Below are 1,220 nucleotides of genomic sequence, written 5' to 3'. Positions count from 1 at the left end.
AAGGCAACCCAAGCGTCAGCCATTGCCTGCTGAGCTTCCTCGAGTAGAAGTAACCGTCGATATTGATGAAGCCGACAAGTACTGCGCCTGTTGCCAAGTTCCACTTCATCAAATGGGGCAAAGTTGTAGCGAGACATTGGAATTCGTTCCTGCGCATATTAAGGTGATAAAAACAATTCGACCGAAATATGCCTGCCGTCAATGTGAACAACAAGGTGTTGAGGTAGCGATAAAGGCTGCGTCTATGCCAGCAACGCCTATCCCAAAAAGCATGGCCACACCGAGTTTACTCAGCCATATTATTACTTGTAAATATCAGTTTGGTTTGCCTTTATATCGTCAAGAAACCTTGTTTTCGGATATTGGTATCGAGCTTAATCGTAAGACTATGTCGAGTTGGATGATACGTTGTGCCGACTTACTTGAGCCTTTATATCAACGCCTGAAAGTCAGTTTACTGGAGCAAGACATTATTCATGCTGATGAGACCCCGCTTAAGGTATTGAAAGCCGATAAACTGACTAGCTACATGTGGCTATATTGCTGCGGTGACGATTCCCCGAAGGGTAGCACTAACATTGTGCTCTATGACTATCATAACAGCCGAGCAGGCCAATGTGCCGTTGACTTTCTAGAGGGTTTTTCAGGTTATTTGCAAGTGGACGGATATCAAGCGTATGCTCAAACTGATGCTACACTCGTGGCGTGTTTAGCGCATATTCGTCGCAAATTTATCGAGGCTAAAGGGAATAATAAGAAAGCAGGCAAAGCGGATGTTGCACTGAACCTTATCGGTAAACTTTACGGTATTGAGCAGCAAATTAAAGGCAAATCTGCCGATGAGAAATACGCTATACGCCAGCAAAAATCTAACGTTATCGTTGATGAACTCTATCAATGGCTGTTACAGCATCAAGATAAAATCCCACCGAAAATGGCATTGGGTAAAGCTATCCAATACGGACTGAATCAATTTGGAAAATTTAGGCGTTATTTAGATGATGGCCGCCTGAGCATAGACAACAACCGTGCCGAAAGAGCAATAAAACCCTTTGTGATAGGTCGCAAGGCCTGGCTATTTTCAAATACGCCACGAGGTGCTCGCGCTAGCGCAATCCTTTACAGCCTCATCGAAACAGCGAAAGCCAATAACCTTATCGTGCATGAGTATATCGCCAAGTGCTTGCAAGGCTTGGCGGAGAACCCATCCAAGGTTGAAC

Annotated in this window: 1 protein-coding gene; it reads left to right on the top strand. The window is 44.7% G+C overall.

What is annotated here, in order from left to right; genetic code table 11:
• Window positions 1-1,220: IS66 family transposase (tnpC, locus tag IEY42_RS22090; protein ID WP_188927316.1), on the top strand; the 1,220-nt coding region annotated here is incomplete at both ends.

The sequence above is a fragment of the Shewanella algicola genome (assembly GCF_014648035.1).
GTDB classification, from domain to species: Bacteria; Pseudomonadota; Gammaproteobacteria; order Enterobacterales; family Shewanellaceae; genus Shewanella; species Shewanella algicola.
The sequence above is the reverse complement of the archived record's forward strand: the minus strand, read 5'-3'. Positions and strand labels throughout refer to the sequence as shown.